Raw genomic sequence first — 21,437 nt, forward strand, 5'->3', positions numbered from 1 at the left:
CCCGCTGCAGGCGAAGGACCCTTTCTTGCGGGATCGACGCGTGACTGCGGCGGAACTCTGGACTATGACCCGGTCCGACACCCGCGCGAGCCCGCGTCTTTCCCGGCGGGCCCGCCCCGGACGGCAGCCGCAGGAAGGACGACCTCCATGGACTTTGACCGCAAGATCAAGATCGCGCCCTCGATCCTGTCGGCCGATTTCGCCGATTTCGGCCGCGAGATCCGCGCGGTCGAGGATCAGGGCGCCGACTGGGTGCATGTGGACGTGATGGATGGGCATTTCGTCCCCAACATCACCTTCGGCCCCCCCGCCGTCGCGGCCTTCCGCAAGCATGTCACCACGGTCATGGACGTCCACCTGATGATCGCGCCCGTGGACCCCTTTATCGACGCCTTTGCGAAGGCGGGCGCCGACATCATCACCGCCCATGTCGAGGCGGGGCCGCATATCCACCGCACCCTGCAGGCGATCCGGGGCGCGGGGACCAAGGCAGGCGTGGCGCTGAACCCCGGCACCCCGGCCGAAGCGGTCGAGCATCTGCTGGACCTTGCCGACCTGATCTGCGTGATGACGGTGAACCCCGGCTTCGGCGGGCAGAAGTTCATCGACATGACCGAAAAGGTCCGCCGCCTGCGCGCGATGATCGGCGACCGTCCCGTGCATGTCGAGATCGACGGCGGCGTCGATCCGGCCACCGCCCCGCGGCTGGCCGAGGCAGGGGCGGATGTGCTGGTGGCGGGCTCGGCGGTGTTCCGGGGCGGCTCGGTGTCGAACAGCGCCCCTTACGGCGAGAACATCCGCGCCATCCGCGCCGCGGCCGAGGCGGCGCTGGCCTGACGCCCGGCCCGGTTGCCCCGCCCTTGCGCGGCGTGTCACATCCGGGGCGATGACGCTGACGCTTCGCATCGCGGCCCTGGTCCTCGTCGTCCAGCTTGCGCTGGTCGGCGGGCTGGGCGCATTGCTTGCGGCCAATGCCCGGCAGGCGGTCGCGGCCGAGATCGAGGCCTCGACGCGCGCGGCGCGCGAGCTTGTCGTCACCACCATCGCCACGCTGATCGGCGCGGTGCCGCCGGGGCAACTGACCGCCGCGCTGGCCGACCGGCTGGTGCAGCCCCGCCACGCGCGGATCATGATCTATGACCTGGCGACGGGCCGCACCCTGATCCCCGCTGCCCACGCGACCCAGGACGAGCCCGCCCCGGAATGGTTCGTGCGCCTGCTCGCCCCCCGCACCCGGTCTACCCAACTTCCGGTGATCGAGAACTTCCACCTGCGCGGGCATGTCGTCATCTCGGAGGATGCCGGGGCCGAGATCGCCGAGGTGTGGGAGGATGCCCGCACCCTTGCCCTGCTGCTGGCGCTGGCGGGGCTGGCGCAACTGGCGCTGACCCCGGTGATCCTGCGCGGGGGCCTCAGGCCGCTCGCGCGCGTCTCGGCGGTGCTGAACCGGCTGGCGCATGGCGACACGGGGGCACGCATCGGCGGGGTGGGCACCCCCGACCTCAAGCCGCTGGCGGGCGACGTGGACCGGCTGGGCGCGGCGCTGGCGGCGGCGCAGGCGGACCGGGCGCGGCTGTCGCGGCAGGTGGTCGAGCGGGGCGACCAGGAACGCAAGGCCGTCGCCCGCGACCTGCATGACGAATACGGCCCCTGCCTTTTCGCCCTGCGGGTCGAGGCGGCGGCGATCCGCGACGCCACCACCGACCCCGGCCTGCGCGACCGGGCGGGCAACATCCTCGCCATCGCCGACCAGATCGGCCATGTGAACAGGGCGCTGTTGTCGGGACTTCGGCCGATGGCGGTGGGGCAACTGCCGCTGGCCACGGTCCTGTCCGACATGTTCGAGGATCTCGCCCAGCGCCACGAGGGCATCGTCTGGTCGCTCGACCTCGCCCCCGACCTGCCCGAGCCCGACGAGGCCGTGGCGCTGACGATCTACCGCATCCTGCAGGAAGGCACGACCAACGCCCTGCGCCACGCGGGCGCAAGCCGGGTCACGGCAAGCGTCTCGCACGGGGCGGATGGCTGGCAGGTCGGCCTGTCCGACAACGGGCGCGGGCGGGGCGGGGCCGCCGAAGGCAACGGCCTGTCCGGGATGCGCGAGCGGGTGGCGCTGCTCGGCGGCAGTTTCGAGGTGCGGGACGGTTCCAAGGGTGTCACACTTCGCGCGACACTGCCGGAGCCTGCATGATGGACCAGCCCCTGACCCGCACCGCCATGGTCGTGGACGACCACCCGATCACCCATCTGGGCTGCGGCAGGCTGCTGGCCGACCTTGGCTATGCAAGCGTGCTGAAGGCCATGTCGGGGGACGAGGCGCTGGCGCTGCTGGACGATCACCGCCCCGACATCGTGATCCTCGACATCTCGCTGCCGGGCGCGGGCGGGCTGTCGTTGATCGGCCCGATCCTTGAACGCTCGCCCAACAGTTCGATCCTGATGTTTTCCATGAACGACCAGGCGGGCTTCGCCGCCCGGGCGCTGGCCGAGGGCGCGCAGGGCTTCCTGTCCAAGAACGCCCCGCCCGAGGAGTTCAACGCCGCCATCCGGGCGCTGGAAGCGGGCGAGTTCTACCTGTCGCCCCGGCAGGCCCTGGCGCTGGCGACCCGCCGCGCGGGGGCCGAAAGCCTTGCCGCGCTGACCGACCGCGAGGATCAGGTGCTGGCGCTGCTGGGCGAGGGCCGGTCCTTGCAGGAGGTCGCCGACCAGCTTGGCGTCAGCTACAAGACCGTCGCCAACGCGACCTCGACGCTGAAGCGCAAGCTGGGCGTTGCGAACATGACCGGCCTGATCCGCCATGCGCTGGAACGCGGCTGACCGGACGGGAAGGCCATGCTCTCAGCGGGCGGCCAGCAGTCAGGGCACCGGCAGCAGGATGAACTCATTGTCCGCGGCCCGCCCGATCTCGTGCCCGCCCGAAAAGAGCAGGTTGTTGTCATTGGCGACGATGATGTGGCTGTGGTGCAGGCGCATCGACACATTCCCATGATCCGTCGAGGCGCTGGCTGGGCGGCATGGGTGACAGGGATGCGGGATGGCCGTGACGTGGGCGTGACGCGTCCTCAGGGCACGGGCGTCCACATCACCTCGTCGATCCGGGGCGCGGCGGTCGCCAGCATCACCAGCCGGTCAAAGCCCAGCGCAATGCCGGAAGCGGGCGGCACATGGGCCAGCGCCGACAGGAAATCTTCGTCCAGCGGATAGGCCTCGTCATAAACGCGGGCCTTTTCGGCCATCTCGGCGGCAAAGCGGCGGCGCTGCTCGGCGGGGTCGGTCAGTTCTCCGAAGCCGTTCGCCAGTTCCACCCCGCAGGCGTAAAGTTCGAAGCGTTCGGCCACGCGGGGGTCATCCCCGGCGCGCCGGGCGAGCGCGGCTTCGGGCGCGGGATAGCGATCGAGTATGGTGGCGCGACCGTGGCCCAGATGCGGCTCGATCAAGGTCACGAGAACGCGGCTGAGGATGTCGGACCAGGTGTCGTCATGGGCGACCCGCAGTCCCGCTGCCTGCGCCTGCTGCGCCAGCTCGTCACGGTCAGTCGCGCCATCCGCACTGACCGTCGCCAGCAGGTCGAGGCCTGCATGGCGCTGGAAGGCGTCGGCCACCGACAGCCGCTCGGGCGCGGCGAAGAAGTCGCAGCGGTGGCCGCGGAAGCGCAGTTCCGTCGAACCCGCGGCCTCGGCCGCGATCCGCAGCAGGGCGGCGCAGTCGTCCATCAGGGTCTCGTAAGGCTCGCCCGCGCGATACCATTCCAGCATGGTGAACTCGGGGCTGTGCAGTGCGCCGCGCTCGCGGTTGCGCCAGACGTGGGAGAAGGCGGCGATGCGGGTCTCGCCCGCCGCCAGCAGCTTCTTCATGGCGAATTCGGGGCTGGTGTGCAGATACAGCCGCCGCGCGACCCCGTCGTTGCCGATGGCGTCGGTGGAAAAGCCGTGCAGATGCGCCTCGTTGCCGGGGCTGACCGCCAGCGCAGCGGGGTCGACCTCGGTGAACCCGTTCTCGTCCAGCCAGTCGCGGACCCTGCGCTGTATGCGGTTGCGGGCCAGCAGCAGGGGGCGGCGGTCGGCATGCCTGCGCGCGTCCCACCAGGGCGTTTCAGTCATCTCTGGCGATTTCCACAAGTCTGCGCTAAGGAGCGCGCCGATAATCCACGCATTCCCCCATCGCAAGAAAGACGCCCGTGAAAGTCATCGCATCCACCCTGCGCAAAGGCAACGTGGTCGAGATCGACGACAAGCTCTATGTCGTCCTTACCGCCCAGAACTTCCATCCCGGCAAGGGCACGCCTGTTACCCAGGTGGACATGCGCCGCATCTCGGACGGCACCAAGGTCTCGGAACGCTGGCGGACGACCGAGCAGGTCGAGCGCGCCCATGTGGACGAACGCGGCTACGATTTCCTGTATGAGGACGGCGAGGGCTTCCACTTCATGGAACCCGAGAATTACGAGCAGGTCGTGGCCGCCGCCGACATGATCGGCGACCAGAAGGCCTATCTGCAGGAAGGCATGCGGGTGTTTCTGCAGGTCTACAACGGCCTGCCCATCGCCATGACCCTGCCGCAGCGGATCACGGTCGAGATCACCGAAACCGAGCCGGTGGTGAAGGGCCAGACGGCCTCCTCCTCCTACAAGCCCGCCACGGTGGACAACGGCCTGCGGGTGATGGTGCCGCCCCATATCGGCGTGGGCACCCGCATCGTCATCAACACCGAGGACAATTCCTACGTGGAACGCGCCAAGGACTGATGCCGTTCGGGGGCGCCGGTCCACGCCGGCGTCTGCCTTCATTCACCAGGAATGTCTGCCAATGTTCAACGCCGCGCGACAGATGCGGGTCGAGGACCGTCCGCCGCTGCAATTCGCAGCCGTCGTGCTGGCCGCCCCAACCGGATGGGACGGCTGGGGGCGGATGCGCGTCACCGCGCTGAACTATGCCGCCATCCCGGCCGACCTGCGCCAGATCTGCCGCAAGCTGCGGCTGGGCGGGCGCATCGTGTCGATGCTGGAGGTCGCCCGTTACGACCCGGTGACGCAGACCGAGACCTGGCCGCCCGCACCGCGCGGCGGAAAGCACAACTGTTCCGACATCAGCGAATACCGCGTGGCGCAGGCCCGCGGCACGGAACCGGGGGCCGCGTCCTTCGACGTGCTGATCCGGCCCGGCAAGGGCGTGGGCAAGCTGGGCTACAAGGTCAGGTATCGCTGGTCCGACAAGCCCACCGAGATCCAGACCGGCATCGCCCAGCCCTGAGCAACCCGCTCAGACGACGGTGATGCCGCTGCCTTCTTCCACCCGCCCGACAACCGAAGCAAGCGGATAGCCCGCATCACGCAAGCGCTGCACCCAGCCGTCCGCTGCCTCGGGTGCCACCGCAACCAGCAGCCCGCCCGAGGTCTGCGGGTCGGTCAGCAGGGCGCGGCGCCAGTCGGGCGTGTTTTCGGGCAACGTCACTTCGGACCCGTAGGCGGCCCAGTTGCGGGTAGAGGCCCCTGTGACGTGACCGGACTGTGCCAGTTCCTCGGCGCGGGACAGCAACGGCAGCGCGGCGCGGTCGATCACCACCTTGGCGCCCGAGCCCCGCGCCATCTCAAGCCCGTGGCCGAGGATGCCGAAGCCGGTCACGTCGGTCAGGGCGTGGATCGCCTCGTCCTCGGCCAGTTCCACCCCGATCCGGTTCAGAAGCGTGGTCGAGGCGATCATCTCGTCGATCCCCGCCTGATCCAGCGCGCCCTTCTTGATCGCGGCGGAATAGATGCCGACGCCCAGCCCCTTGGTCAGGATCAGGCTGTCGCCCGGCCGCGCGCTGGCGTTGCGGCGCAGCTTCGCGGGGTCCACCAGCCCGATCACGGCCAGCCCGTAGATCGGCTCGGGCGAGTCGATGGAATGGCCGCCCGCGACCGGGATGCCGGCCTCGGCGCAGATGGACCGGCCGCCGTCGAGGATCTCGCGGATCGTCTCCACCGGCAGCTTGTCGATGGGCATCCCAAGGATCGCCAGCGCCATGATCGGGCGGCCCCCCATGGCGTAGATGTCGGAAATCGCATTGGCAGCCGCGATCCGGCCGAAGGCGCGGGGGTCGTCCACCATCGGCATGAAGAAGTCGGTCGTGGCGATCACCGCGGTCCTGTCGTCGATCTGCCAGACGGCGGCGTCATCCGCCGTTTCCGTCCCGACCAGAAGCTGTGGGAAAACCTGTGCCACCGGCTGGTCGGCCAGCAGTTCGCGCAACACGGCCGGCGCGAGCTTGCAGCCGCAGCCGCCGCCATGGGACAACTGGGAAAGGCGGATCGAGGGGACGTTCATTTCAAGGCTCCTTGCAACCTGTCGGGAATCTTCCTAGCAGATTGCCCGGCCGAGTTCACGCCCCGGCCCCAAGTGCGACCAAGACCGGGCCACGGCGATCCAACATCGCTGTGATCACATGGCGCCACGCGCCCATGCCGGTTGACTCAGCGCACAAAAGCATACCAATATGGATAGACCTATCTGATCGACAGGCAATAGGAGGGATCGAATGAACATCGACCTCTCACGTCGCGGCTTCCTGAAGCTGGCGGGTGCGGGAGTCGCGGCAACATCGCTGGGGGCCATGGGCTTCGGCGGGGCAGAGGCAGCGGAACTCGCGCATGTGCGCGACTTCAAGCTAGCCCAGACCACCGAGACCCGCAACACCTGCCCCTATTGCTCGGTTGCCTGCGGCATCATCATCTACGCCCGCCCCGACGAGTCCGGCAAGCGCCGGGTCGTCCATATCGAGGGCGACGCTGACCACCCGGTCAACCGCGGAACGCTGTGCCCGAAAGGTGCGGCGCTGCAGGGCTTCGTCAACGCGGAAACCCGCCTGACCGAGCCGATGGTCCGCCGTCCCGGTTCCGACCGGTTCGAGCCGATCTCGTGGGACGAGGCGCTGGACCGCATCGCCCGCGCGATGAAGGACGACCGCGACGCGAACTTCCTGGCCACCAACGAGCTTGGCGTGCCGGTGAACCGCTGGACGACGACCGGCTTCCTGGCGGCTTCGGCAACCACCAACGAAACGGCCTGGCTGACCTACAAGGTCGTCCGGTCCATGGGAATTGTAGGTTTCGACAACCAGGCGCGCGTCTGACACGGCCCCACGGTGTCCAGTTTGGGCCCGACCTTTGGCCGTGGAGCGATGACGAACTCCTGGACCGACATCAAGAATACCGACCTCGTGGTCGTCATGGGCGGCAACGCCGCCGAAGCGCATCCCTGCGGCTTCAAGTGGGTGACCGAGGCCAAGCATCATCGCGGCGCCAAGCTGATCGTCGTGGACCCCCGGTTCACGCGCACGGCATCCGTGTCCGATTACTATGCCCCGATCCGTCCCGGCAGCGACATCGCGTTCCTCATGGGCCTCATCCGCTGGATGATCGAGAACGACAAGGTTCAGTGGGAATACGTCAAGGCCTTCACCAACGCCTCGTTCCTCGTGAAGGAAGAGTTCGGCTGGTCGGACGGGCTGTTCACCGGCTATGACGAGGAAAAGCGCGACTACGACAAGTCGAGCTGGGACTATCAGATCGGCCCCGACGGCTATGTGCTGACAGACCCGACCTTCCAGCATCCGCGCTGCGTCTGGAACCTGCTGAAAGCCCATGTGGACGTCTACACGCCCGAGATGGTCGAGCGGATCACCGGCACGCCCAAGGACCGCTTCCTGAAGATCGCCGAGATGATCGGGGAATGTTCTTCGCCCACGAAGACCATGACCTCGATGTATGCGCTTGGCTGGACCCAGCATTCCAAGGGCGCCCAGAACATCCGCGGCATGGCGATGCTGCAGTTGATCCTGGGCAACATCGGGGTGCCGGGCGGGGGGATGAACGCGCTGCGCGGGCATTCCAACATCCAGGGCCTGACCGACCTGGGGCTGATGTCGAACCTGATCCCGGGATACCTGAACATCCCGACGGAAAAGGAACCCGACTGGGATACCTACATGAAGTCGCGGGCCTTCAAGCCGCTGCTTCCGGGTCAGACCAGCTACTGGCAGAACTATCCCAAGTTCATGGTTTCCTGGATGAAGACCATGTGGGGGGATGCGGCGCAGGCGGACAACGACTGGGCCTATCACTACCTGCCCAAGCTGGACGTGCCGGCCTATGACATGCTGCGGATGTTCGAGTTGATGGATCAGGGGAGGGTCAACCTCTACTTCTGCCAGGGATTCAACCCGCTGCTGGCGCTCTCCAACCGCAACAAGAACACCTCGGCCCTGTCCAAGCTGAAGCTGCTGGTCGTCATGGACCCGCTGGAAACGGAAACGGCGCGCTTCTGGGAAAACCACGGGGCCTACAACGACGTGGACCCGTCCCAGATCCAGACCGAGGTGATCCAGCTTCCGACCTCGTGCTTTGCCGAGGACGAGGGCGCGCTGGTGAACTCGGGCCGCTGGCTGCAGTGGCACTGGAAGGCTGCCGACAGCCCCGGCGTGGCGATGAACGACGTCTGGATCATGTCGCAGATCTTCCTGCGGGTGCGCGAACTTTACCGCACCGAGGGCGGGGCCTTCCCGGACCCGATCCTCAACATGACCTGGCCCTATGCCGACGAGCACGAGCCCAACCCGCACGAACTCGCGCGCGAGATGAACGGCAGCGCGCTGGCGGATGTGTTCGACCCGGCGGACCCGACGCGGCTGCTGACCGCGGCGGGCCAGCAGGTCAAGTCATTCGCGGAACTGCGCGATGACGGCACCACGGCCTCGGGCTGCTGGATCTATTCCGGCAGCTACAACGAGGATGGCAACAACATGGCACGGCGGGACAATTCCGACCCCAGCGGCATGGGTGTCCATCTCAATTGGGCTTGGGCCTGGCCGCTGAACCGGCGGACGCTGTACAACCGGGCCTCGGCCGACCTCGAAGGCAAGCCTTGGGACCCCTCGCGTCCGATCATCACCTGGAACGGCGAGCGGTGGGAAGGGAACGACATTCCCGACATCTCGCCCACCGCACCGCCGGGCGAGGTCATGCCGTTCATCATGAACCAGGAAGGCGTCTCGCGCCTGTTCAGCCGGGGCATGATGCGCGACGGGCCGTTCCCGACCCATATGGAGCCCTTTGAAAGCCCCGTTCAGAACGTCTTCAACGCCAGGATGCGGGGTAACCCGGTGGCGCGGATGTTCGAATCGGACGTGGCCCAACTGGGCACCTCGGACGAGTTCCCCTTCGTCGCAACCAGCTACCGCCTGACCGAGCACTTCCACTACTGGACCAAGCACAACAAGGTGAATGCCGCGTTGCAGCCCGAGTTCTTCGTCGAGATCAGCGAACAGCTGGCCGCCGAGAAGGGCATCGAGCGCGGCGGCCGGGTGCGGGTCTGGTCCAAGCGGGGCGAGGTCTGGGCCAAGGCGCTGGTCACCAAGCGGATCAAGCCGATGATCTGCGACGGCAAGACCGTCCATGTCGTCGGCATCCCGCTGCACTGGGGCTTCGTGGGTGCCGCGAAGAAGGGTTGGGGGCCGAACAGCCTGACGCCCTTTGTCGGTGACGCCAATATCGAGACGCCGGAGTTCAAGGCGTTCCTCGTCAACATCGAACCTGCCGTCGGGGAGGCCATGTCGTGACCACATCACCCAACATGGACAGCCCACGCACGGCGGTGGCGAACCCGCCGACCCAGCCCATGCCCGCCAACCTCGGCCAGGGGGACGTGATCCGTTCCTCGGCCGGGGGTCCGGTCGCGGAAAGCCCGCGGCAGTTGACCGAGGTCGCAAAGCTGATCGACGTCAGCAAGTGCATCGGTTGCAAGGCGTGCCAGTCCGCCTGCGTGGAATGGAACGACACCAACCCGGAGATCGGGTCGAACGTGGGGATCTACGAGAACCCGCTCGACCTGACGCCCGAAATGTACACGCTGATGCGGTTCGCCGAATACGACAACCCGGAAACCGGGGATTTCGAATGGCTGATCCGCAAGGACGGCTGCATGCATTGCACGGAACCGGGCTGCCTCACGGCCTGCCCGGCCCCCGGCGCGATCGTGCAGTATTCCAACGGCATCGTGGATTTCATCAGCGAGAACTGCATCGGCTGCGGCTACTGCATCTCGGGCTGTCCCTTCGACATCCCGCGGCTCAGCCCGACGAAGCATGTCGTCAAGAAATGCACGCTCTGCTCGGATCGAGTGGCCGTCGGCCAAGGCCCGGCCTGCGCCAAGGCCTGTCCGACCCAGGCAATCACCTTCGGCACCAAGGAGGACATGAAGTCGCTTGCCGCCGAACGGATCGAGGACCTGAAATCGCGCGGCTACGACAACGCCGGTCTCTATGACCCGGCGGGCGTGGGCGGAACGCATGTGATGTATGTGCTGCATCACGCCGACAAGCCGACGATCTACAACGACCTGCCGGAAGACCCGAAGATCTCGGACGTGGTGCAGAACTGGAAGGGCCCGGCCAAGCCTGTCGGCATCGCCGCCGTCGGTCTTGCGGCGGTGGGCGCGGCCGCGATGGCGCTGTTCCACCGGGGCAACAAGGTCAGCCATGAGGACGAGGTCGAGGCGCGCGAACTGGTTCAGGAAGAGCTGGCCGCCGCCCCGGTGGCACGGCCAGACGATCGGGGGAACGCCTGATGGTCGAACCGAAGTTCTCGGAACCCACGGACGCCATTGTCCAGATGGAGCCGGTGGAGGTGAGGCGCTACGTCACCTTCACCCGCATCAACCACTGGTTCACCGCGCTCTGCTTCATCGTGCTGATGCTGTCGGGCTTCGCCTTCTTCCACCCGTCGCTGTTCGGGCTGACGGCCCTGTTCGGCGGCGGGCAGAACACCCGCTGGCTGCATCCCTTCGTCGGCATCGCCCTGTCGATCAGCTTCCTGGGGATGTTCGTCCAGCTCGTGCATCTGAACATCATCCGGCGCGAGGACCTGGTCTGGACCCGCAACATCAAGGATGTGATCACAGGACATGACGAGCGGCTGCCCGAACTTGGCAAGTACAACTTCGGGCAGAAAAGCGTGTTCTGGGGAATGTTCTGGCTGATCCTGGTGCTGCTGATCACCGGCATCATGATGTGGTACCAGTATTTTCCCGACATCGTGTCGGTGGAAACGCGGCGGCTGGCAATCTTTGTCCACTCGGTTTCGGCCGTGCTGATCGTGCTGGTGTTCATCCTGCACATCTTCGCGGCGCTGTGGACGCGCGGCACGCTGCGGGCGATGACACGGGGCACCGTGACCGGCGGCTGGTCGTGGCGGCACCACCGGAAATGGCTGCGGGAACTGGCTAGACGTCAGGGCGCGAAACCGGCAGAGTAAGCCTTCGGTGGCCGGTCCGGCCCAAGGAGGCGTCATGTCCGACAGTATCGAAGCTCAACCCGAGATAATCGGCGGCGTCCCCACGCCGCCGCTCGCCATTCTGCCAAAGCCCGCGCGGCTGTTCATCCAGCGCGCCGAACGTTTCGAACGGCTGGCCGTTGGCTCGAACCTTTCCCCTTATCTTCTGTTCCTCGCGGCGCTGTGCCGCGTGCAGGCGCAGCTGGTCGGTGACCTGCCCCAGCCGCAGGCGCTGCCCGAGGACCGGATCGCCATGGCCCGCGCCGCGCGGATGCCGCCGCTCGACCGTCACGCGCTGATCGACGACCCCTTGCTGGCGCAGACGCTGGACACGCTGGTCAGGGCGGCGCGCGAGATCGAGATGCCGGCGCAGGCGAAGCTGGCGCTGGATGCGCTTGGAGCGGCCACGGCTGAGGACCGGCGCTGGCTGGTATCCAACATCATGGACGACGTGGTGCCGGAAGACAGCGCCGCGCCGCACCTGTTCGTGGCCGCCGCCGTGCAGGTTCACATGGCGCGGCTGGCTGGTCGGCTGGACGCGGACCAACTGGTCGCCATCCGCACCGGCGTCTGCCCGGCCTGCGGCGGCAAGCCCGCAAGCTCGATCATCACCGGCGTGATGGGGGCCGAGGGCACCCGCTATGCCGCCTGCGCCTGCTGCCAGACCCTGTGGAACGAGGTGCGGGTCAAGTGCCTCAACTGCGGTTCCACCAAGGGCATCGCCTTCCAGGCGGTGGACGACGGCACGGGCGAGGCGCAGGTCAAGGCCGAGACCTGCGACGAATGCGAATCCTGGGTCAAGCAGATGGCCCAGAACAAGAACCCCGCGCTGGAACCCATCGCCGACGACGTGGCGAGCCTGGGGCTTGACGCGCTGATGCGGGACGGCAAGTGGCGCCGGGCCGGGTTCAACCCCTTCCTCATCGGCTACTGATGCAGGGGCTGCGGTCCCTGCCCTCGGTCGATCGTCTGCTGTTCTCGCCCGAGGGACAGGCGCTGGTCGCGCGCCACGGTCGTGCGCTTGCAACCGATGCGCTGCGGGCCGCGCTGGAAACGGCGCGGGATGCCGTCCGCACCGGCGGCGCGACACCTAACGGCGCCGCGATTGCGTCCTGCGCAGACGAGGCCCTGGAGGCAGCCGCGCAAAGCGCCCTTCGCCCCGTGCTGAACCTGACCGGCACGGTGCTGCACACGAATCTCGGCCGGGCCGTGCTGGCCGAGGCCGCCATCGAGGCCGCAAGCGCCGCCATGCGGTCCCCTGCTGCGCTGGAATTCGACCTTGCGACCGGTCGGCGCGGAGAGCGTGACGCGCTGGTCGCCCCGCTGATCTGCGAGTTGACCGGGGCCGAGGCTGCCACGGTGGTCAACAACAACGCCGCCGGCGTGCTGCTGGTACTGAACGCGCTGGCGGAAGGGCGCGAGGCCATCGTCTCGCGCGGCGAGCTGGTCGAGATCGGTGGTGCCTTCCGCATCCCCGACATCATGGCCCGTGCGGGTGTCCGTCTGGTCGAGATCGGCACCACCAACCGCACCCATCCCCGCGACTACGCGGGCGCAGTGACGCCCGATACGGCGCTGATGATGAAGGTCCACCCCTCGAACTACCGCATCGAGGGCTTCACGGCCGTCGTCCCCCCGTCCGAGGTCGCGGGGATGGCGCAGGCGGCAGGCGTGCCGATGCTGAACGACCTCGGGTCCGGCACGCTGTTGGACATGACGCGCTGGGGGCTGCCCGCCGAGCCCACCGTGCGGCAGGCGGTGGCCGAGGGGGCGGACATCGTGACCTTTTCCGGCGACAAGTTGCTGGGTGGCCCGCAGGCGGGCTTCATCGTCGGCCGCGCCGACCTGATCGCCCGGATCAACCGCAACCCGCTGAAACGCGCACTGCGGCTGGACAAGATCCGCCTTGCCGCCATCGAAGCCACGCTGCGGCTTTACCGAGACCCCGACCGGCTGGCCGAGCGGCTGCCGACCCTGCGGATGCTGACCCGCCCGCGCGACGAGATCGCGTCGCAGGCGGAAAGGCTTTTGGCGCCGATTGCGGCGATGCTGCCCGACTGGCGGGTCGAGGTGGTGGACTGTTCCAGCCAGATCGGTTCGGGCGCGCTGCCGGTGGAAACCCTGCCCTCGGCGGCGCTGGCCTTCACGGGCGAGGGCGGTGATGCGCCGGAACGGCTGGCCGCGCGGCTGCGCGCCTTGCCGCTGCCGGTGATCGGCCGCATCCAGGGGGGCGCGCTGCTGCTGGACCTGCGCTGCCTGCCAGATGACGGAGCGCTGCTGGGGGCGCTGGCGGCGCGATGATCGTCGGGACGGCGGGGCATATCGACCACGGCAAGACGGCGCTGGTCCGGGCGCTGACCGGCGTCGATGCCGACAGGCTGGCCGAGGAAAAGACGCGCGGCATCACCATCGAACTGGGCTTTGCCTATGCCGATCTGGGCGGCGGCGGCATTACCGGCTTTGTGGACGTGCCGGGGCACGAACGCTTCGTCCACACCATGCTGGCGGGCGCGGGCGGCATCGACCTTGCCCTGCTGGTCGTGGCCGCAGACGACGGGGTGATGCCGCAGACGCGCGAGCATCTGGCGATCCTCGACCTGCTGGGGGTCCACCGCGGCATCGTGGGCTTGAGCAAGGCGGACCTCGCCGATCACGCCCGCCGCGCCGCTGTCACCGCCGAGATCGAGGCGCTGCTGGACGGCACGGGACTGGAGAGCGCGCCGATCATCCCCGTCTCGACCCTCACCGGCGAAGGAATCGAGGCCTTGCGCGCGGCTCTGGCCGAAGCCGAGGCCGAGACCACGGAACAGGCCGAGGATACGCGCTTCCGTCTCGGCGTGGATCGCAGCTTCATCCTGAAGGGGGCGGGCACGGTCGTCACCGGCACGGTGCTGGCGGGCCGGGTGGCGGTTGGCGACACGGTCATGGTCTCGCCGCGGGCGCTGACCGCGCGGGTGCGGGCGATCCATGCCCAGAACCAGCCGGTCCAGGTTGGCGTGGCCGGCCAGCGCTGCGCCCTGAACCTTGCGGGTGAGGGCATCGGACGCGAGGCGATTCACCGCGGCGACATGATTGTGGACCCCGCGCTGCACGCGCCGACCGAGCGAATCGACGCCAGCCTGCGGGTGCTGGGATCAGAAGCGCGTCCCATCGGCACATGGTTTCCTGCCCGCCTGCACAGCGGCGCAGCCGAGGTCGGGGCGCGGATCGTGCCGCTGGCCGATCCGCTAGCGCCGGGGACCGAGGGGCCGGTGCAACTGGTCCTGGACCAGCCCATCGCCGCGGCTGTGGGCGACCGCTATATCCTGCGCGACGTCTCGGCCCGGCGCACCATCGGGGGCGGGGCCTTCCTCGACCTGCGCGCGCCCGCTCGCCGCCGCCGCACGCCCGAACGGCTGGCGCAGCTTGAGGCAGCCGCACGCCCCGATCCGGCCGAAGCGCTGCAGGCAATGCTGGCGGCACCCCCTCATGTGGTCGATCTGACAGCCTTCCTGCGCGATCGCGCCCTTGGCCCAGACGAGGCAAAGCGGGTGACCGAAGGCGTCAGGGTGCTGGAATCAGGCGCTGCAAGGGTCGCGCTGTCGCCTCTGACCCACAGGGGGCTGGTAGCGGGGATGCTGGACGCCCTTGCCCGCTTTCACGAGGATTCGCCCGAGATGCAGGGCTTGGGGCGCGAGCGGCTGCGGCTGGCGCTGACCCCGCGCCTGCCGAAAGAGGCCTTCGCCGCTTTCGTGGCCGAGCGGATCGCGGCGGGCGACATCGTGGCCGAAGGGGCCTTCCTGCGCCTGCCCGGCCATGTCGTGCGGCTGTCCGAGGAGGACGAGGCGCTTTACGCCCGCATCCTGCCCGAACTGTCGGGCGAGGCGCGCTTCCGCCCGCCGCGCGTGCGCGACATGGCGACCGAATGGGACGTGCCCGAGGCCGATGTGCGCCGCGTGTTGCGGATGGCGGCGCGTCAGGGGCGCGTGGACCAGATCCGCAACGACCACTTCTTCCTGCGCCCGACCACCGCCGAGATGGTCCGCATCATCGCCGATGTTCAGGCCGAGGCCCCGGACGGCTGGGTCACCGCCGCAGCCTTTCGTGACCGCCTGCAGAACGGCCGCAAGGTGGCTATCGAGATCCTCGACTTCTATGATAGGCAGGGGGTCACCTTGCGTCGCGGCGATCTGCGGCGCATCAATCCCCATCGCGCCGATCTTTTCGGCTGAGGAGGAGAATCGTCCCCGGTGGGGCGGCCGGACTTCAAATCCGGTTGGGGCAGCGCGCCTGTCCCGGGTGGGTTCGACTCCCATTCTCCTCCGCCAGATGCGAAAGGCCCCGCCGGATCGGCGGGGCCTTGTCATTCGCGCGCTTCAGCCCTGCAGGTCGAGGCCGCGCGCCGTCGGGGGCTGCCAGGTCTTGGATTCGGGCACAGCACCCGCCGTGTTGGTCCCGATCTGCGAGCCGCCCAGGCCCCCTGTCCAGCCCGTCGAGCCTGCGTTGCCCGGCGCGGTGCCGTCGCCGGTGGCGCGGTCGGGCGTGGTGGCGGCAGTCGCCACACCTTCGTCCGCCTCGGCCGAGCCGGCAGTGGACTGGTCCGAGGGCGGTTCGATGGCTGCCGCCGCCTCGGTTCCGGCGGGAACCGCGCCCTGCGCTGTCTCGATGGGCGGCGTGTTGCTGGTGGCAAGCGCCTGGGCCGCGGTCGTGTCACCGGGGGCTGGAGTGGTCATCGCCTGCACCGTGGTCTGCGGCATTGCCGTCTGCGCCGGCTCGACCGGCACGCCGGCGACCGTGGGGGTCGGCTGGGCGGAGGTGGTGGCGGTGTTGACGGTCTGCGCGGCCTCGACCACCGGCGCGGGTGGCGGGGTGTAGTCCGAGGCCACCGCGCGGGCGGCGATCGGCGCGGGGACATGGGGATCGTTCACGGGAACCGGCGTGAACTGCGGGGCCGCAGGCTCTGTCGTCGCGACAGCGGCTGCCGCAGGCGCGGCTGCAGGCGTCGTTGCGGCCGCAGCAGTGGCGGCGGGTGCCGCGGTCGCCGGGGCCCCGGCCGGTGCAGAGGTTCCGCCGGGAGCCGTCTGGGCCAGCGCGGGGCCGGCCGTCAGCGCGGCTGCAAGGAAAAGAACAGTGATGCGCTTGGTCATCGGGTGACTCTTTCAGGCTGATCCGGTTCAACCCAGACTATCACCGCGGGTTCCGTGCGTCACCGGCTCATTGCGGAAGATGCGCCGCGATGGCCCGTCCCAGCGCAAACAGCCGCTGTTCCAGGATCACAGGGGTCTCGCAGACATAGGTCAGGCTCTGCTGGCGGTCGGTGAAGACGCGCATGTCCCAGTCAAGCGCCTCCTCCTCGGCGTCGATGGCGTCGAAATCTGGGGGTTCGGCCGCCTGCAGTTCCGTCATGCGGGTGCGCCGGGCCTCGACCCGCTCGGCCAGCGCCACCTGCCGGTGGCCATAGCGCGAGATGCCCCCCATGATCGCCGACCGCTGCGCGTCGATGCGCTGGAAGACCGCCTGCATCAGCATGGCGAGCGTCTCGGCATCCTTGCCTTGCGCAAAGGCGTCGATGGCGGCGGTGGCTTCCTCGACCGGCATCCGGCGCTGCGCCAGCCTTTCGGCCAGCGCGGCGATCTCGGGCGTCTCACGCGCAGCTTCATGCGGTGGCGGTCCGGTCCAGACCTGCCCCAGCGACAGATGCGGCTGGCGCGCCTGCACGCAGGGCCAGTCGGGCGTGGGCGTGAAAGCATGGGCCGGCGCGGCCGCCAGCGCCGCCAACAGCATGAGAAAGCGCATCATCCCCCCTTTCGCCGGACGCCGATCCCGCGGCCCGGATCATACATCATGACCGCGCCGCCGAAGAACAGCGCAAGGCAGCCCAGCACCACCCCAAGGGACAGCCAGTTGACCTGGAGGTAAAGGGCAAAGCGGATCAGTTCCACCGCATGGGTGAAGGGGTTGAAGCGGCAGATGTCATACAGCAGCACCGAGGATTCCCGCATCCGCCATAGCGGGTAAAGCGCCGAGGAGGCGAAGAACATCGGGAAGATGACGAAGTTCATCACGCCCGCGAAGTTTTCCAGCTGCTTGATGGCGGATGACAGAAACAGCCCCATCGCCCCCAGCATCAGCCCCGACAGGACCAGCACGGGCAGAACGGCGACAAGCCCCCAGAGCGGCGGGTGGATGCCCCACAGCCATGCGATCAGCAGAAATGTGTAAACCTGGATGATCGAGACGATCACGCCCGCCACCAGCTTCGATCCCAGCAGGAACCAGCGCGGGAAGGGGCTGACCAGCAGTGTCCGCATCGCGCCCGTCTCGCGGTCATAGACCATCGTCAGCGAGGACTGCATCCCGTTGAACAACTGGATCATCGCGCATAGGCCGGGGGTGACATAGACCTCATACAGCACATAGGTCTGATAGGGCGGCGTGATCGACAGGCCCAGGACCGCCCGGAAGCCCGCCGCGAAGATGAAGAGCCACACCAGCGGCCGCACGAGTGCTGCAAGGAAGCGGCCGCGCTGGTTGACGAAGCGCAGCGTCTCGCGCCGACTGATGCCGCCGAAGGCCGTGGTCCAGCCACTCATCCCGGCACCCCGGTCAGATGGAGGAAGGCGCGGGTTAGATCGCCTTCCGCTGCGGCAGCGGCTTCGCCCGCGGTGCCGGTGAACAGGACGCGGCCGCGGTGGAGGATCACCAGACCGTCCGAAGGCTCGATCTCGTCAAGGATATGGGTCGCCCAGAGGGCCGAGACCTGCTGATCCGCGATCAGGCGGCGGGTCAGGGCCAGCACCTCGGCGCGGGATTTGACGTCAAGGCCCACGGTCGCCTCGTCCAGCAGCAGAAGCTCGGGGGCATGGATCAGGGCGCGGGCGATCTCGGCCCGGCGCACCTGTCCGCCGGACAGGGCCGAGACGCGGGTGCCCTCGCGGTCGGCCAGATCGACTTGGGCCAGCACCTCGGCGATGCGTGGCCGCGCCCTTGCCCGGCTGATGCCGTGCAGGGCCGCGTGATACATCAGGTTCTGCTGGACCGTCAGGTCGGCATCCAGCGCGCGGGACTGGAAGACGACCCCCAGCCGCCGCAGCGCCTCGGTCGGCTGGCGGCGCAGGTCGTGGCCCGCGACCTCGATCACGCCCGAGCGATTGGCGTAAAGCCGCGTCACGAGGTTGAAGAGCGTGGACTTGCCCGCCCCGTTCACGCCCAGAAGCGCGGTGAAGCCCCCGCGCGGCACCACCAGCGACACGTCATCCAGCGCCCGGACGGGGCCGAAGCTGTGGCTGACATTCTGGACGTGAAGCGCAGGCGTGGTCATGGGCCGGGACGGAAGAACTCGGGCGGCCATCGTGACAACCGCCGCCCTCCCGTCAAGGCTCTAGCGGATGTTGAACACCGCCTGCTGGCTTTCGCCCGACGAGCCGGGGATCGACAGCGTGTAGCGACCGGGCTGGATGGCGATGAAGCTGATCAGCGCCTCGCCCGCGGCGTCGAACTCGATCGAGTGGACGCCCATGGGGCGGATCTCGATGTCGTTGATGACGACCTCGTTGATCCAAATGGCACGGAAGAAGTCGCCGCCCGAGAGCGCCAGTTCCGCGCTGCCATCAGCCACGATGGGCAGGCGGTAGAAGCCGCCCGACTGCAGCGCATATTCCTCACCCGCGACCGGCTGCCCCGAGGCGAGCGTCAGCGGCGCCAGATCGGCGCGGTTCGACCGCGTCATGATCCCCGAGGGGCCGTAATCGTGGTGCTGGACCTGGGTCAGGGGCGCAGCGGCTTCCTCTGCCTCGTCGTCGTCATCCTCGCCCTCGGCCTCGGGTGCGGCCTGCGCCACCTGCGGCGCGTCGGCGGCAGGTTCGGCGGGGGCGGTCTGGCTCAGCGCGGGCGTGCCGAGCAGGGCCGCCAGCATGGCGGCGGTCAGCAGTCTGGTCATGTTTTTTCTCCCTGTGATTGATCAGTTCGGCGCGACGACAACGCCCCAGGGCTGCTGGCCCACGGGGATCGACTTGATCGCGGTATTCGTCGCCACGTCGATCACCGTGACGTCGTTGGAATTGCCGTTGGTCGTGTAGAGATGTTTCTGGTCCGGCGTGAAGCCGAGTTGCCAGACCCGCTGGCCGACGAGGATATAATCCGTCACCTCAAGGCTGTCGCCATCGACCACCGCGACCCGGTTCGCCGGGCCGAGGGCCACGAAGATCTTCTTGCCGTCCGAGGTGACGCGCACGCCGACCGGCTGGATGGCTTCGGGCAACACGCCGGGGATCTCGAAGCTGATCTTCCTGGTGATTTCCTGCGTGGCCGGGTCGATCACGCTGACCGTGCCGCCGATTTCGGAACTGACATACAGCCGCGAGCCGTCGTCCGAGAACTGGGCAAAGCGCGGGCGGCTGTCCACCAGCACGTTGGCGGTGATCTCGTAGGTGTCGGTGTCGATGAAATGGGCCATGTTCGTCGTTTCCGACGTGTTGATGACCACCTTTCCATCGGGCGAGACGCCCATGCCCTCGGGTTCCACCCCCACGGGAATTTCGGCCAGAACCCTGTGGGTCTGGGTATCGACCACGGTCACGAGGTTGTCGTCCTCGTTGGCGATGTAAAGCGGGTTGCCCGAGGGGTGCAGCACGAACAGTTCCGGGTCGGGTCCCGAGGGCAGCGTGTGCAGTTCCTCCATCGTCTGGGGGTCGAAGACGCGCACGAGGTTGTCGTCGGACGCGCAGACGTAAAGCTCTGTCCCGTCCGGGCTGATGGTGATGCCGCGCGGGCGGTTGCCGACCGGGTAATGGCCCAGAACTTCCAGCGTGTCGCCGTCGATGACGGTCACGTCGTTGCCCTTTTCGTTCGAGACATAGACCTTGTTGGCCAAGGCGGGCGTGGCGATCGTCGTCAGCAACAGGATGGCGAGTGCGTGTCTCATGGTCCCTCAGAAGGTGCAGGCGGTTTCGGGGCGGTCGATGCCCAGGGTGTCCAGCGGGCTGGTCTGGTGCAGGTATTCGTCCTGCGGGCTGACGCTGGCCGTCAGCAGCCCCGTCGTCAGCAGGATCGGCTGGCGCAACTGGTGGTCCCAGTCGCGGACCGTCAGCTTCTGGCCCTTGAAGCCCGCGATCTGGAAATCGGGCGACAGGATATAGTCGCGCAGGGCAGCGGGGTCGGCGGACTGGGTGCGGGTCGCGGCCTCGCCCACCATCCGCAGTGCGATCCAGGTCTGGTAATCCTCCTCGCGCATGGGACGGTTCACTAGGCGTTCGAAGCGGTTCTGGAACTGGGTCGCGCCCCAGGCCTCAAGCGCCGGATGCCAGCTTCGGGGAACAAGGCCCGCCGAACCCGCGACCAGTCGCGCGTCCCAGGTGTGATAGGGCATGTAGCCCGCGAAGACGCCGTTCTCGTCGGCGGTGATCATGATGTCATGGTCAGGCGCGCGCTGGGTGAAGACCGGAAGCTGCGCCTGCACCTGCACATGGCCCGAATCAGTGGAGCGCGCCCCGCCGGTATCGGTGAACTCGCGTTCTTCGACGATCTGCGCGCCGAACTTGGTGGCGGCGCGGCGGTAGGCCTCGGCCAGCGCCAGATCCTCGGGGTGGCTGCCGTGGACGATGAACCAGCGCGGCCAGCGCTTCCACATCAGGAACTGCGCAAGCCCGTCGGCCAGCATCGCATGGCTGGGCGCGGTGTGGATGAGATTGGCGCGGCACTGCTCGCCCCGCAGGGCGTCGCCGCGGGCGGCGGCATTGAAGACCAGCGCACGGTCGCCGGCCTGATCGGCAAGGGCCACGGTCGTTTCGTCGTCGGCGAGCAGGACGACGAACTGGATGCCCTCGCCCAGCAGCCGGTCGAGTTCCTCCCCGGCGGTCTCGGGGGTGGCGGCGACCTCGACCGCGTCGAAATCCTGTCCCATGAAGCGGCCGGTGGTGTCATTGTCCTCGATCGCGAGGCGCGCGCCGGCAAAGCCGATGTCCTCGGGCGGCAGTTCCAGCCGCGAGATCGGCGGCAGGTCGGGCGTATCGACGCGCAGCACGGCCGCGCGGATCAGTTGCGGCTCGGCTTGGGCCGGTGCTTGCGCCAGCGCCGGCATTGCCGAAAACGCCAGCAGCGCCAGCGCCGCCAGGGAAACGGGTGAACGCATGGACTCCTCCTCCGGCCCGCAGTCTTG

Annotated in this window: 20 protein-coding genes and 1 tRNA gene; 12 read left to right on the forward strand and 9 right to left on the reverse strand. The window is 68.2% G+C overall.

From position 1 onward, the window contains the following. The first annotated feature begins 147 nt into the window (after nt 1-147). From rpe to H5395_RS10790, 3 genes are read left to right on the forward strand one after another with little or no spacing between them, the layout of a single operon-like run. Nucleotides 148-837: a ribulose-phosphate 3-epimerase gene (gene rpe, locus H5395_RS10780; protein ID WP_182792585.1), complete on the forward strand. Its 690-nt coding sequence runs from the start codon at nt 148-150 to the stop codon at nt 835-837. Nucleotides 838-886: 49 nt separating this feature from the next. Beyond that, nucleotides 887-2,191 carry a histidine kinase gene (locus H5395_RS10785; protein ID WP_182792586.1) on the forward strand — a complete coding sequence of 435 codons (1,305 nt, stop codon included), beginning with the start codon at nt 887-889 and terminating at the stop codon, nt 2,189-2,191. Further along, the gene (locus H5395_RS10790; protein ID WP_182792587.1) at nt 2,188-2,817 is read left to right on the forward strand and encodes a response regulator transcription factor; all 630 of its coding nucleotides are present in this window, start codon (nt 2,188-2,190) and stop codon (nt 2,815-2,817) included. Before H5395_RS10785 ends, H5395_RS10790 begins: the two co-directional genes overlap by 4 nt. A gap of 245 nt (nt 2,818-3,062) precedes the next feature. On the opposite strand, the gene epmA is transcribed toward H5395_RS10790, so the two are convergent. After that, nucleotides 3,063-4,100, reverse strand: a complete 1,038-nt coding sequence (gene epmA, locus H5395_RS10795; protein ID WP_182792588.1) for an EF-P lysine aminoacylase EpmA — start codon at nt 4,098-4,100, stop codon at nt 3,063-3,065. Nucleotides 4,101-4,177: 77 nt separating this feature from the next. Here epmA and efp point away from each other — a divergent pair, with 77 nt between their 5' ends. Both efp and H5395_RS10805 read left to right on the forward strand, forming a co-directional pair. Continuing rightward, nucleotides 4,178-4,744: an elongation factor P gene (efp, locus tag H5395_RS10800; RefSeq protein ID WP_182792589.1), complete on the forward strand. Its 567-nt coding sequence runs from the start codon at nt 4,178-4,180 to the stop codon at nt 4,742-4,744. A gap of 61 nt (nt 4,745-4,805) precedes the next feature. Continuing rightward, nucleotides 4,806-5,249, forward strand: a complete 444-nt coding sequence (locus H5395_RS10805) for a hypothetical protein (RefSeq protein WP_182792590.1) — start codon at nt 4,806-4,808, stop codon at nt 5,247-5,249. 9 nt (nt 5,250-5,258) lie between these two features. On the opposite strand, the gene selD is transcribed toward H5395_RS10805, so the two are convergent. After that, nucleotides 5,259-6,302 (reverse strand): selenide, water dikinase SelD, encoded by a 1,044-nt coding sequence (gene selD / locus H5395_RS10810; protein WP_182792591.1) that lies wholly within the window; start codon nt 6,300-6,302, stop codon nt 5,259-5,261. Nucleotides 6,303-6,513: 211 nt separating this feature from the next. Here selD and fdnG point away from each other — a divergent pair, with 211 nt between their 5' ends. The 7 genes from fdnG (at nt 6,514) to H5395_RS10845 (ending at nt 15,609) form a co-directional block, all read left to right on the forward strand. After that, complete coding sequence (fdnG, locus tag H5395_RS10815; protein ID WP_182792592.1) at nt 6,514-9,591, forward strand: formate dehydrogenase-N subunit alpha; 3,078 nt, start codon at nt 6,514-6,516, stop codon at nt 9,589-9,591. Further along, nucleotides 9,588-10,598 (forward strand): formate dehydrogenase subunit beta, encoded by a 1,011-nt coding sequence (gene fdxH / locus H5395_RS10820; protein ID WP_234450750.1) that lies wholly within the window; start codon nt 9,588-9,590, stop codon nt 10,596-10,598. The genes fdnG and fdxH overlap by 4 nt, the downstream gene beginning before the upstream one ends. After that, on the forward strand, nt 10,598-11,284 hold the full coding sequence (locus H5395_RS10825; RefSeq protein WP_182792593.1) for a formate dehydrogenase subunit gamma: 687 nt from the start codon (nt 10,598-10,600) through the stop codon (nt 11,282-11,284). Before fdxH ends, H5395_RS10825 begins: the two co-directional genes overlap by 1 nt. A 34-nt stretch (nt 11,285-11,318) precedes the next feature. After that, complete coding sequence (gene fdhE, locus H5395_RS10830; protein ID WP_182792594.1) at nt 11,319-12,236, forward strand: formate dehydrogenase accessory protein FdhE; 918 nt, start codon at nt 11,319-11,321, stop codon at nt 12,234-12,236. Beyond that, entirely contained in the window at nt 12,236-13,603 is a 1,368-nt protein-coding gene (gene selA / locus H5395_RS10835; protein WP_182792595.1) for an L-seryl-tRNA(Sec) selenium transferase, read from the forward strand. The genes fdhE and selA overlap by 1 nt, the downstream gene beginning before the upstream one ends. Next, nucleotides 13,600-15,513 (forward strand): selenocysteine-specific translation elongation factor, encoded by a 1,914-nt coding sequence (selB, locus tag H5395_RS10840; protein WP_182792596.1) that lies wholly within the window; start codon nt 13,600-13,602, stop codon nt 15,511-15,513. The genes selA and selB overlap by 4 nt, the downstream gene beginning before the upstream one ends. Then, nucleotides 15,514-15,609: transfer RNA gene (locus H5395_RS10845), tRNA-Sec, on the forward strand. Between the two features lie 48 nt (nt 15,610-15,657). On the opposite strand, the gene H5395_RS10850 is transcribed toward H5395_RS10845, so the two are convergent. The 7 genes from H5395_RS10850 to H5395_RS10880 all read right to left on the reverse strand — a co-directional run bounded on the left by H5395_RS10850 (nt 15,658) and on the right by H5395_RS10880 (nt 21,359). Beyond that, nucleotides 15,658-16,428 carry a hypothetical protein gene (locus H5395_RS10850; RefSeq protein ID WP_182792691.1) on the reverse strand — a complete coding sequence of 257 codons (771 nt, stop codon included), beginning with the start codon at nt 16,426-16,428 and terminating at the stop codon, nt 15,658-15,660. Nucleotides 16,429-16,495: 67 nt separating this feature from the next. Next, nucleotides 16,496-17,080, reverse strand: a complete 585-nt coding sequence (locus tag H5395_RS10855; protein WP_370576442.1) for a hypothetical protein — start codon at nt 17,078-17,080, stop codon at nt 16,496-16,498. Next, complete coding sequence (locus H5395_RS10860) at nt 17,077-17,874, reverse strand: ABC transporter permease (RefSeq protein WP_182792597.1); 798 nt, start codon at nt 17,872-17,874, stop codon at nt 17,077-17,079. Before H5395_RS10860 ends, H5395_RS10855 begins: the two co-directional genes overlap by 4 nt. After that, nucleotides 17,871-18,632, reverse strand: a complete 762-nt coding sequence (locus H5395_RS10865; RefSeq protein WP_370576443.1) for an ABC transporter ATP-binding protein — start codon at nt 18,630-18,632, stop codon at nt 17,871-17,873. The genes H5395_RS10860 and H5395_RS10865 overlap by 4 nt, the downstream gene beginning before the upstream one ends. Nucleotides 18,633-18,662: 30 nt before the next feature. After that, nucleotides 18,663-19,220 carry a hypothetical protein gene (locus H5395_RS10870; protein ID WP_182792598.1) on the reverse strand — a complete coding sequence of 186 codons (558 nt, stop codon included), beginning with the start codon at nt 19,218-19,220 and terminating at the stop codon, nt 18,663-18,665. 21 nt (nt 19,221-19,241) lie between these two features. Further along, the gene (locus tag H5395_RS10875; RefSeq protein WP_182792599.1) at nt 19,242-20,204 is read right to left on the reverse strand and encodes a YVTN family beta-propeller repeat protein; all 963 of its coding nucleotides are present in this window, start codon (nt 20,202-20,204) and stop codon (nt 19,242-19,244) included. Between the two features lie 6 nt (nt 20,205-20,210). Next, a complete protein-coding gene (locus tag H5395_RS10880) occupies nt 20,211-21,359 on the reverse strand; it encodes an ABC transporter substrate-binding protein (protein ID WP_182792681.1) in 1,149 nt (382 codons plus the stop codon). Nucleotides 21,360-21,437 lie beyond the last annotated feature (78 nt).

Source organism: Paracoccus sp. MC1854, assembly GCF_014164635.1.
Lineage (GTDB): Bacteria > Pseudomonadota > Alphaproteobacteria > Rhodobacterales > Rhodobacteraceae > Paracoccus.

Bases quoted from the DNA above. Each gene is read 5' to 3' on its own strand.
- rpe (WP_182792585.1), top strand. From the start codon at position 148: ATGGACTTTGACCGCAAGATCAAGATCGCGCCCTCGATCCTGTCGGCC.
- H5395_RS10785 (WP_182792586.1), top strand. From the start codon at position 887: ATGACGCTGACGCTTCGCATCGCGGCCCTGGTCCTCGTCGTCCAGCTT.
- H5395_RS10790 (WP_182792587.1), top strand. From the start codon at position 2,188: ATGATGGACCAGCCCCTGACCCGCACCGCCATGGTCGTGGACGACCAC.
- epmA (WP_182792588.1), bottom strand. From the start codon at position 4,100: ATGACTGAAACGCCCTGGTGGGACGCGCGCAGGCATGCCGACCGCCGC.
- H5395_RS10805 (WP_182792590.1), top strand. From the start codon at position 4,806: ATGTTCAACGCCGCGCGACAGATGCGGGTCGAGGACCGTCCGCCGCTG.
- selD (WP_182792591.1), bottom strand. From the start codon at position 6,302: ATGAACGTCCCCTCGATCCGCCTTTCCCAGTTGTCCCATGGCGGCGGC.
- H5395_RS10825 (WP_182792593.1), top strand. From the start codon at position 10,598: ATGGTCGAACCGAAGTTCTCGGAACCCACGGACGCCATTGTCCAGATG.
- fdhE (WP_182792594.1), top strand. From the start codon at position 11,319: ATGTCCGACAGTATCGAAGCTCAACCCGAGATAATCGGCGGCGTCCCC.
- selA (WP_182792595.1), top strand. From the start codon at position 12,236: ATGCAGGGGCTGCGGTCCCTGCCCTCGGTCGATCGTCTGCTGTTCTCG.
- selB (WP_182792596.1), top strand. From the start codon at position 13,600: ATGATCGTCGGGACGGCGGGGCATATCGACCACGGCAAGACGGCGCTG.
- H5395_RS10850 (WP_182792691.1), bottom strand. From the start codon at position 16,428: ATGACCAAGCGCATCACTGTTCTTTTCCTTGCAGCCGCGCTGACGGCC.
- H5395_RS10855 (WP_370576442.1), bottom strand. From the start codon at position 17,080: ATGATGCGCTTTCTCATGCTGTTGGCGGCGCTGGCGGCCGCGCCGGCC.
- H5395_RS10860 (WP_182792597.1), bottom strand. From the start codon at position 17,874: ATGAGTGGCTGGACCACGGCCTTCGGCGGCATCAGTCGGCGCGAGACG.
- H5395_RS10865 (WP_370576443.1), bottom strand. From the start codon at position 18,632: ATGGCCGCCCGAGTTCTTCCGTCCCGGCCCATGACCACGCCTGCGCTT.
- H5395_RS10870 (WP_182792598.1), bottom strand. From the start codon at position 19,220: ATGACCAGACTGCTGACCGCCGCCATGCTGGCGGCCCTGCTCGGCACG.
- H5395_RS10875 (WP_182792599.1), bottom strand. From the start codon at position 20,204: ATGAGACACGCACTCGCCATCCTGTTGCTGACGACGATCGCCACGCCC.
- H5395_RS10880 (WP_182792681.1), bottom strand. From the start codon at position 21,359: ATGCCGGCGCTGGCGCAAGCACCGGCCCAAGCCGAGCCGCAACTGATC.